Below are 9728 nucleotides of genomic sequence, written 5' to 3'. Positions count from 1 at the left end.
ATATTTTAAGTTTCAATGAATTCGATGCGAAGTCACAACGCCATAAAACTAATTTATGCAAGTTTGACGACACTATGGACACACTCAATAGATTCTTTTCTCGCTGTTCGGAGGATTTTCACGGTCCAGGGTGGGTTTCGGCTCAGTTAACGGCTACAACTATACCTTCATGATAAGTCCACAGCTCAGTCAGGGCGGGATCTCCCTAGCGATGAATGAGACGGCCTGATTACCTGCAATGGACTACTCTCATGATGATTGGGCTATACAACGAAATAGCTACGCAAAGCCAGATGCATGATGTGCTTCAGTCAGTGACCTGATGGGAGTAGGGTAGAAAGCCTGGAGGATTGTGCAGATGAGACCATGGTTATTATCATCCCCTCGGCCAAACTTGACTGCGTACACATGCATGAGAAGTTGAAGAATCACGTTAAAAAGCCTGGTTTTCACCGCAGGTTTTTCCCAAAACATACAGAAGCCCGGGTTAGCTGAGCGTGAACCTAGATCCAGACATGAACCAGGCCTACCTCAACCCATCAACTCCTGCTTAACTCCAGCCCCTATCTCGCGTACAGAATTCCCTTCCGCTTGAAACATTCCTCCAGTGTGATCTTGACCCTCTCCTCCTTGAATCCCACACAGGATATGTCCACAACCTTGTCCAGTCTCATATCGTAAATAATCCTGCAGGTGGAGGAGTAGTTATTCCCCTTCAGGGTTATCTCCATCAGGATCCCCGGGTTGACGTTCACTGAGTACACCACCCTGACCCTGTCCACTTCCACGCACACCTCCCCGGTCCTCATGCACTTGACCGCTCCGCAATCCAGTATCTCCTCCACTCTCATTCCAGCACCACCGTCAGCTCATTGTTGCAGGCCAGCTTCTTGTTCCTGAAGAGGGGGTTAACCCTTCTCTCCACTTCCCCAGCTATGCACCTGATGTAGGTAGAGTACTCCGGGGGAACCCTCACAACCTCCAGCGTGTACACCTTTCCCTGGAGGATCAGGGGAGGTTCATATCCTCCCAGGTTCTCCGCGCCATAATCCACGTACACGATCCTTCCCTGTACCCTGAACAGGAGAATTACGTTCTTCTCGAAGGCCAGCTTACCCCTTATCTGCGACGGATATACCTCCTGGCCCTTCAACCTGATCTTTATGAGCATCTAACCAAACAACTCCTTCTGCACTCTTGAGAACAGGTAGAGAACCCCTATCTGTATCACGCAGAGGGCCATAATGGACACAATGAAAACCACCACGTCAATGGGTGGCCTGAAGGCTACCCAGTACCCTGAGTAGATTATTAACGCGAGCACTGATTTCCCGATCCCGTAGTACTCTGCGAACTTTAGCCCCATGGTTAACATGGCCAAGATGAGGGCATTGAAGACCCCTGAGATCAGGGGGACCGAGAGTAACAGGGCCTTAAGGTCCACGTTGCTCACCGGAAGGGACACGAGGGAAAGCAGGGTGTACAGGGAGATGGATAGGATCACATTGGCGGAGTAAAGAACTGATGCGGAGACCAGGACCGTTCTATTTAGTGACTTGATATCCATATAACTTCATATCATCTATATGCTTTCTAACTATTTAAATTTTAATCTAATTAACCCAAATAATTGATCATACATCTTGATTAAAATTCTATAAAAAGTTTATTCTTCAAATGATCACACATTAAGAATAGATAGAGTGACCTGAATCTTCTACTGGATTGTATGTTAATTTGTGATAAGATTTAGAGTTTGTCATATGAGTAAAAACTCCACAAGGCGTTGGAGTTATTTCTAGATATTTCCCAAGGGATGGCGGGGTGATGTTAAACACTGTTAAAGCTATTTTTGAACAGAGGATTTGGACATGTTGATGATGAGATGGTTGGTCTCATGGAGTTGGGGACTGGCTGAAAACATGCGACGTGATGGGAACGGGAGATTTTCGATGGAGGTAATTGCGTTGAGATGGCCCGGGGCTGAACCTGGGAAGTATGAGGACGGAGTTCGGGAAAGCCAAACTCGCCGTTTCTTGATTGGGCTACTCCTAACCGGAACTATCCCCTGACCCTTCGAGGCAACGTGACTAACGAACAGGAGCGGGATGCGGGTCAATCCTGCGCTACTTTGACGCAAATTATCGGCCCATTGCTCCGATAAGTTCTGGCCACCAGCAGGGACAGACGTGATCAAACTCCCCGGTTAACTGAACTTCCTCGATCTCGGGAAGACGTTGAAAACCCGATTCCCGTGACTGGATACCTTGTTAGCGAGGAAAGCTATTATACGCAGGAGATAACTTTGTATAGACATGTTCCACACCATCACGATTAGGAACTTCAAGAGTTACAGGGACATCACTCTCGAGCTGGGGAAAATCAATACAGTGGTTGGGCCCAACGGAAGCGGTAAAACCAATCTGATTGACGCTTTCTCATTCCTGAAGCAGGTATTGAGGCCAACCTCTCTCCCGCCATATCCCTTTGCGAGGTGGGGAGATTACAGGAGCGTTGTGTTCATGCAGGATCCGGACCTTGACATTTCATTCCAACTCTCAGGGAAGTACAGAGATAAGGAGTTCAGATACGAGATCACACTCAACGGGAAATACGCCTTCCTCGTGAAGGAGGAGAAGATTAGATTTGATGGTCATGAGATCGTGAGACAGGGAAATACAGTTGATCTGGAGGGGAAAAGGGCGGAGGTTCCAGAGAACATGAGTCTCTTCAACATGTACACCAGGATCGGGGGTATGGTGATGACTTCACTCCCACTTCCTCCTTGGAATGACTTCCTAGACTTCATGCTCAATTTCTTCAATGACGTTATGATCCTCCGCTCCACGGAGAACGCCCCCTTACCGGTTCACATCAGCTTTCCAGAGGGACTCAGGGAGGATGGAATGGGTCTTCCAAGGATTCTGCTGGGCAAACCCTTGCCAAAGCAGGTTTCCGAGTTCCTGAACTCGCTGAATCTGGCCGTGAGGACAACTGTGACGGAGGACGGAAACGTGAGATTATATGCTGAGGAGAACGTGAACGGAAAACAGATCACCATTCCATCCACGTCTATACCCTCCGGTGTGGTCAAAATGCTCACCCTCATGGTCGGCGTGTATATGCTCAAGCCCAGTCTGGTGGTGGTTGACGAACTGGAGAACTCCCTCCATCTGAGGTTCGTGGAGAGGTTAATTGATGTAATGAATTATTCTGCCCCCCAATTCCTTGTTACAACCCATTCACCAATGGTGATGGACTTCATGGACCCATCTGAGATCATTCTCCTGGACAGGGAGATGGGGGAGACAAAACCGAGGAGATTTGAGAACCCGGAGGAGTTGAGAAGGAACCTTCGTGAGAAGGGGCTCACCCTGAGCGAGTGGATCATATATTGATGGTGATACCTTGAGGATTTGTGGGATCTCTGAGGATACATATGGATGTGAATTCATCCGTGGGATCCTAGAGAAGCTTAAGTCATTACGAAGAGTTGATGAATCGGCCTGGTTCGCTGACTGTTACTCTGTTAGAGGAAAGCAGAACGTGATGTCCTCCAAGACCGAGAGGATTCTCAAAAGACTGGACTCAAAATGCGACAAGATATTGATTTTTGTGGATAGGGATGATGACAATCTGGATGACCTGCAAAATTCCTTGAATTCCTTGGAAAGAGTTGTAGGAAAAAACAAGATACATCCCGTTATTTTTGACCCAGAAATTGAGGAATGGATTAAACCGGATGATCCTAAACCGTCTCAATACCTTAAACAGCACATGGATTATGATAAGAGTAACCTTCCCAGAATGGTGGATACGGTTCCCCTAGATCTTCTCGAGAGGAAGAGGAGTTTCCAGGATTTCCTAGGAGCAGTGACAGATCCCTAAGACGATCTGGTTCACGCGTTCTCAGGGAAAGGAGAACTTAACCGGTGAGTTCAATTCACCTTTACGCACTCCACAACCAGTTGACCAGTGACCATCACAGCTCCATGAGCTGGAACCTGTACCCATTGACGTACCTCACCTCATCCACCGTGACGTGATCCTGCCTGCTCCCCTCGTGAAGGTGACCATATATCACGTGTTCAACCCCGTGATTCCTTATCACCTCCTCAAGCCTCTCGCTTCCATCGAAGGCCAGGAAGAAGTCCTTCTCCCTCTCCCCCGTCACCTTGATCAGATCCTTCCTGGGCGCGTGATGGAGAACCACCACCGCATCCTTCACTGACCTCAGCTGATCCTCCAGGATCCTCACGTTAAGTCTCAGGTACTCCTCGTTGGACATTCCAAGATTCACGTAAATGCAGTCGTTGAACCAGGACTTACAGTCGCAATAACCCCTCTTCTCACACGCCATCAATTCCTCCCTAGTACAGTGATACGGATTGCAGTTTTCGAAATCCTCCACGGAGAAGTTCAGATCCCTGGCGAAGGAGTAGTCGTACCAGCCAGTGGTTCCCACCAGGGTGAGGCCTGAGTCAGTTTGAAAGGGCCCGTCAACCTGGAGGAGAACACCGCGGAACTCCCTGTAGACCTCTGCTATCATCTCCACCTTCTCGAGGCTTGTGATTCCCCTGTCCCTCTCTCCCCTGGTGAGCCAGTGCTCGTGATTGCCCGGAACTCCCACCACAGGTCCCTGATATATCTTCCTCAACTTGACGAAGAACTTCCTGAGATCCTGCGCCGAGCCCAGGGTGATCAAGTCACCGGCCAGAACCAGGAGGTCTGGTTTACCCCTTAGAAGGGAGAAGAGTCTGGAGGTTCTATCACCGTCAGGGTAATGAACGTCGGAGGCGAAAAGGACCTTCACGGGATACACTCTCATTTCCGGTATATGTGTACCACGGTTCCAACTTGTGTTTTCCCGTGAAGGCGTTAAAACCCTCTCTCACAGAGATACATGAAAACTCTCAAGTTATCCGCAAATTTAGGGAAACTAGAAGGGAAAAAAGATCTACTCCCTTTTATCCACCACGGTTATTTCCTCAAGTCCTATTCCTGCGCTCTTCAGTACCCTGAGCATGGACTCCTCGTCTGGGAAGATCAGGTTTGTTTCTCCTATCCGAATCCATATCATCAGGGATAGAGGAGTTTGAGAAGAGCGGGGTCAGGGGTGAAAATATTCTGACCTGGGATGGGTCCGTGTGACGCCCGTGGATGACTCTTGAAGGACATGGACAAGGCGAAGAATGCATTTCGTCTATTCCAGTAGTTCATGTGAAGTTATTTCTTCTGGGCTTTTGGCCCTCTCTCCAAGTGCCTCCTTGAGTGGCTGATCGTAAGTTACGAGGATAAGGTTCCTGTGATATGCCAGCCTTGCAAACTTTCGGTCTTCATCTTTTATCTTGCTTTCATCCGGTAATGCACGCATGTTAGACTCTCCACCTTCTACCCTGACCACCTTTTTTGATTGAGAAAATTGGACGTAGTACTTAGCAACGTTTTGCAAGACGTCACCATAGATTCCGCTCTTTATTCTCTTGAATAGATCATAATACTCTTGTTCTATTTCACTTGTAACGTAAATTTTATGTTTACACTTGAGTATGCTAAGTAAAAGATTGGGGGCTCTGTCATCAACATCTCCAGTATTGGATTCTTCGAAGTGGCAGCCGCTATCCATACATTCATATCGATAACCAGATCTCCCACGCCCTACACCTTAGCCAATTATGTCGCTAAGTTCCAGAATTGAAGCCTCTATGAAGGTCTTGAGGCCCTCATCCGTGGTACCATCCTCGTTAATGGAACACCTATTGGCCGTGTTACCCTTTTCCTTTTTCTCAAATAACCAGATAGTTGCATCTTCGGGCTTAATCGTCTTGGATCTTACCGCGTGTAGTATACCGGATACTATGTTCTCGCTGTGGGTGTTGAGGATTACCTGTACGTCCTCCTTTACACTGATTTCTGAAATCAATCTTCCAAGGAGGAACTGGGCCTTAGGATGCAAGTGAATTTCAGGTTCCTCCACAATCACTACCTTACTCCCTAACAACTCCGCGAAAATGAACACCGTCTGGTTTATCCCGAATCCCTCATTCACGAGATAAACATCCTTATCAGCGTTGAATATACTTACTTGAGGTCCGGGCTCCACTCTCCAATCTATCCTGACGTTAAAGATTTTCTTTAGCCAACTCTGTATTTTTTCCTTGGATTGAGGGTCCATGTAGGCTAATGCACTTGCGACCTGGCTTCCCACAGAGAACATTATCCCCCTAATGTTAAACTCTAATGAGATTGATGGGAGGAGGGGATACATTGGTTCTAAGAACCCACGTAGAATTGGTACAACCCTGACTTTCTGCAGTGACAAGGCTGGGACAACGGATATAGCGGTTAACAATTCGTAAATTTTCCTAGCCCTGCTCTCCTTCTCTGGAGTCATGGGTGTGGGATAGGCGTATCCCCCCGGTTTAAAGGCCTCACCTATGACACCTGATGGGGCTAAGTTATAGGTTATGCCCTCTATGTTCAGCGACCCGGGAGTAACGGTAGAGGGACCGTACCTATCCCAAGTGTTGACGATGCTAAGTTCATTTAATTCGGGCGTGGATACCTTAGTCTCATACCTGTACAATCCCTGAGAATCGAAATCTACCTTGAGGGAGTACTCAACCTCGTGAGATAGAAGACTGGGCACCCTCTCAACACCCTTCACAGTTATGGTCCCCTTTTCACCTGGAGGGACCAACTTGTTTAAGGGGCCCAGATTTATGAATGGTAGATTCGTGTCTAGGCTGGAAGTATCCAAAGACTTGGAGAGCATAGCCAGGGCGTGAGCCACGGTAGATTTACCTGTTCCATTCTCGCCCACAAACACGTTCACCTTGGATAGTGATATGTTCACACTGGAAATACCCTTAAAGTTAGCAATACTAACCTGTGAAATCATTGATTATCTGAGTTAGGGGTGAGGATTGTGTTAATAAGGATATATCCTAGGGATGGTGGAGACGCCTCTAGGGAACCACGTGAGAAATCCAGTTCACGTCGCAGGAATAGGCCCCTTATCACTTTATGCCACGGTAATAATCCATCCCTCAACCTAGACAGGTGACAGATGACACTCGGCAACGTGAACCGGATCCTGCATCATGAGGAGATGATATTGATATTGACTAACTTTTCTCCGCTTTCCACCTGAGTTCACTTACAACAACGATAGCGTTTCCCTGAACTCAACGTTAGTCCCTTCTCCCTTGAAAAGTTTTTACCAGGGTAGCACTAACACTTTTGATTAATTTTTAATCTTCTGGTATGGACATACTTGTTTTCGTAAGCGTGTTGTGATGAGAAGAGTGCCTCTTCCCTTAAAATTCCTCGTTAAGTTTCCCACGTCTATTTCCAAATTCAGTACCGTTCCTAAAGTCTTCATACAAAGAGAGTTGCATTGAGCTCAGGGAAGAAACTCTCCTTGTTACACCTAAATCTTCAACCCGGAGACGAGTACGTCAACCCCTAAGCAACCACTTCCAGGCCTTCATCACTGGCACCCTTCTCCTCTTCACCTCTACCTCTCCCTCTTCGTCAAAGGTTATGATCTTAGCCTTAACCTCGCCCCTCTCCAGGAGCTCCTCCATTCCCTTCACCTCCCTATCCCAATCCCTCAAGGAATAGGTGACCTGATAGGCCTCAATGACCTTTCCCTTCACCACGAAATCCACCTCGCCCCTCTTTCCCCTGAAGTAATAAATTCCCTCCCCATGTCTTCTCAACAGTTCCAGGAACACCAGGTTCTCCAGAACGGAACCCAGCGACTCTCCCAGCCTGTATCCCACCACGTTTGCCAGCCCGTGATCCACAGAGTACACCTTCTTCTCTCCCCTGACCATCTCGGACAGCTTGGGGGTGAGGGGGCTCACCAGAAACACCAGGAATGCTCTCCTCAGACACTCTGTGTACCTCAGTGCGTTCTTGAAGGGTATGTTGAGGAGTCTGGAAACCCTTCTCAGGGTAACCCTGTTTCCCACGTTGCTCAGGTAGAAGAGGGATAGGTCCCTAACCTGGTGGGCATTCCTCAGGTTACAGGCCTCGATCACATCCTTGCTCACAAGATCCTGGTAGAGGTTGACCAGGATGCTCTCCTTCATGGGGGAAAGGACAACCAGGGGAAATCCGCCATACCTCAGGTATTCCTGGAACAGTGCCTTCACCTCGCTCTCCCTGGCCAGCAGGTCCAGCTCAGAGGAGATCTGAACTCCTTTGAAGGTAAGGAATTCCCTGAACGAGAGGGGATACACGGAGAGGGCAACGTGCCTCCCTGAGAGGACCTGGTTGAGGTGTAGAAGTTCGCTGGTTGATCCGGAGACTGCGACAAATGACTCCTTTCTGTCCACAATGGATCTGACGAATCCCTCCCAACCCCTCACTCTCTGGACCTCATCCAGGAACAGGTAGGGCTTACCCTTAACCCCCTTTTCCGCCCTCAGTTCCTGAAAGAGGGAATAGACCTGGAAGAGTTCCTCTCCGTCAACGGAGAGACGTGGATCCTCGAAGTTGAGAAGGAGGGTGTTCAGGGGATCAATCCCTCCCTGTATCAGTCTCCTGATGGCCTGATTGAAGATGGTGGACTTCCCTGACCTCTTCACGCCGGAAAGATTCACCACCAGGCCGGTTTCCAGGTAACGAAGAAGAGCGGAGACATACTCCTCCCTTGAGACTCCCGTGAATTGTTCCCTGTACCAGAAGTTCCAGTCCATCATGGCCTTGATGATTGAATCCCTGTTCATGGTAGGAGATTCGATGGAAGGTTAAAAATGATTCTTGGGAAGAATCAAAAACAGGTAAATTTGATTCTTGGGAAGAATCAAAAATCGAGACAGCGCCTCCAGACCGGATCCGTGGGTTAAGATCCCAAAGGCTCCAGATCACTTGAAGCCACCCCTCTTGAGATATACGTGGGCCCTCCTGGGAAGCCGGCAGATGACCAGTTCCTCTGCTCTAAAAAGTCCGGTGGGAGACATTGCCCGGAAATGAAGGTTAGACACTGAGAAAGGGAGTTCCTATGTACACGTGGTAGGGTCACAGGATAAGACGGGACAGTGATCCTGATTTTTTCTTGTTGTGAATTTCTCTTGCGTCCATCATTTAATGAACTCAGCACTCTAGCCAGCTTCGATAAATCCAGAAGAGATAAACAGGACATCACATTCAACCGGAGCCGAGGAGGACGAACCGTACAACCTAACCTTAAAGGCCCAGCACCTAACCGGCTGAACCAGCATGAAGCAGACCAATCCCCTAAAATGGTATTACGCCGTTCTCAGGATACAGAGTTCCTCGAGGCAACATCCCGGGCCCCTGATGGAACACTGGAAGGGTTATGTTAAACCAAGTGCCGTTATAGAACTGGACCTCCCCCAGATTCAGGGGAGTGGAGTTCTCCACGAGATATACTCCGTCGTACCCGGCCATGATGGGGCCTCCATGTATGAAGGTAACGTTCCCTATCCTAACCTGGGAAAATGGAGAGTAGTAAACCAGGTACACGCTGGAATTAACCACGTAAAATCCCTGCGGTGAATGGAAGGTGGGAGAGGGAGCCTGGGTGGAATTGCGAGATGGGGCACTAGTTACTGTGAAACGGGTGAAGAGATGGGTTTCCTCAATTACCCCTAGGGAAACGGCTACAACTAGGAATACAACCAGCAAAATGAGAAGTTTCACATAGCATAGTTTACGACTAATATTATAACCTTTTTCGTAAGAGTAAGTTCAAC

12 protein-coding genes are annotated in these 9728 nt (G+C 48.3%); 3 read left to right on the top strand and 9 right to left on the bottom strand.

Annotated features, from left to right (window positions below; genetic code table 11):
* Window positions 1–563: 563 nt before the first annotated feature.
* Genes L3N51_RS08265 through L3N51_RS08255 form a run of 3 tightly spaced genes read right to left on the bottom strand, consistent with a single transcriptional unit; the run spans window position 564 to window position 1567 of the window.
* The gene (locus L3N51_RS08265; protein ID WP_238026656.1) at window positions 564–851 is read right to left on the bottom strand and encodes a hypothetical protein; all 288 of its coding nucleotides are present in this window, start codon (window positions 849–851) and stop codon (window positions 564–566) included.
* A complete protein-coding gene (locus L3N51_RS08260) occupies window positions 848–1171 on the bottom strand; it encodes a hypothetical protein (protein ID WP_238026654.1) in 324 nt (107 codons plus the stop codon). Before L3N51_RS08260 ends, L3N51_RS08265 begins: the two co-directional genes overlap by 4 nt.
* Entirely contained in the window at window positions 1172–1567 is a 396-nt protein-coding gene (locus L3N51_RS08255; protein WP_238026652.1) for a hypothetical protein, read from the bottom strand.
* Between the two features lie 748 nt (window positions 1568–2315).
* Between L3N51_RS08255 and L3N51_RS08250 the strand changes: the two genes are divergently transcribed.
* Together L3N51_RS08250 and L3N51_RS08245 are read left to right on the top strand one after the other, a co-directional pair.
* Entirely contained in the window at window positions 2316–3398 is a 1083-nt protein-coding gene (locus L3N51_RS08250) for an AAA family ATPase (RefSeq protein ID WP_238026650.1), read from the top strand.
* 10 nt (window positions 3399–3408) lie between these two features.
* Window positions 3409–3888 (top strand): hypothetical protein, encoded by a 480-nt coding sequence (locus L3N51_RS08245; RefSeq protein WP_238026648.1) that lies wholly within the window; start codon window positions 3409–3411, stop codon window positions 3886–3888.
* A gap of 94 nt (window positions 3889–3982) precedes the next feature.
* Here the strand turns inward: L3N51_RS08245 and L3N51_RS08240 are convergent, their stop codons facing one another.
* The 4 genes from L3N51_RS08240 to L3N51_RS08230 form a co-directional block, all read right to left on the bottom strand.
* The gene (locus L3N51_RS08240) at window positions 3983–4828 is read right to left on the bottom strand and encodes a metallophosphoesterase (protein WP_238026647.1); all 846 of its coding nucleotides are present in this window, start codon (window positions 4826–4828) and stop codon (window positions 3983–3985) included.
* 129 nt (window positions 4829–4957) lie between these two features.
* Window positions 4958–5080 carry a hypothetical protein gene (locus L3N51_RS12575; protein ID WP_255776238.1) on the bottom strand — a complete coding sequence of 41 codons (123 nt, stop codon included), beginning with the start codon at window positions 5078–5080 and terminating at the stop codon, window positions 4958–4960.
* 123 nt (window positions 5081–5203) lie between these two features.
* On the bottom strand, window positions 5204–5626 hold the full coding sequence (locus tag L3N51_RS08235; RefSeq protein ID WP_238026646.1) for a PIN domain-containing protein: 423 nt from the start codon (window positions 5624–5626) through the stop codon (window positions 5204–5206).
* Between the two features lie 39 nt (window positions 5627–5665).
* Window positions 5666–6901 carry an AAA family ATPase gene (locus L3N51_RS08230; RefSeq protein ID WP_255776236.1) on the bottom strand — a complete coding sequence of 412 codons (1236 nt, stop codon included), beginning with the start codon at window positions 6899–6901 and terminating at the stop codon, window positions 5666–5668.
* Window positions 6902–6928: 27 nt separating this feature from the next.
* Between L3N51_RS08230 and L3N51_RS08225 the strand changes: the two genes are divergently transcribed.
* Window positions 6929–7066 carry a hypothetical protein gene (locus tag L3N51_RS08225; protein ID WP_238026644.1) on the top strand — a complete coding sequence of 46 codons (138 nt, stop codon included), beginning with the start codon at window positions 6929–6931 and terminating at the stop codon, window positions 7064–7066.
* Window positions 7067–7460: 394 nt separating this feature from the next.
* Here the strand turns inward: L3N51_RS08225 and L3N51_RS08220 are convergent, their stop codons facing one another.
* Together L3N51_RS08220 and L3N51_RS08215 are read right to left on the bottom strand one after the other, a co-directional pair.
* Window positions 7461–8738, bottom strand: a complete 1278-nt coding sequence (locus tag L3N51_RS08220; protein WP_238026643.1) for an ATP-binding protein — start codon at window positions 8736–8738, stop codon at window positions 7461–7463.
* A gap of 511 nt (window positions 8739–9249) precedes the next feature.
* Window positions 9250–9675 (bottom strand): hypothetical protein, encoded by a 426-nt coding sequence (locus tag L3N51_RS08215; RefSeq protein WP_238026642.1) that lies wholly within the window; start codon window positions 9673–9675, stop codon window positions 9250–9252.
* Window positions 9676–9728: the final 53 nt, after the last annotated feature.

Source organism: Metallosphaera javensis (ex Hofmann et al. 2022), from assembly GCF_022064045.1.
In the GTDB taxonomy this organism is placed as follows: Archaea; Thermoproteota; Thermoprotei_A; order Sulfolobales; family Sulfolobaceae; genus Metallosphaera; species Metallosphaera javensis.
Note: the sequence above shows the minus strand (reverse complement) of the source record. Positions and strands in the feature narration are given on the sequence as shown.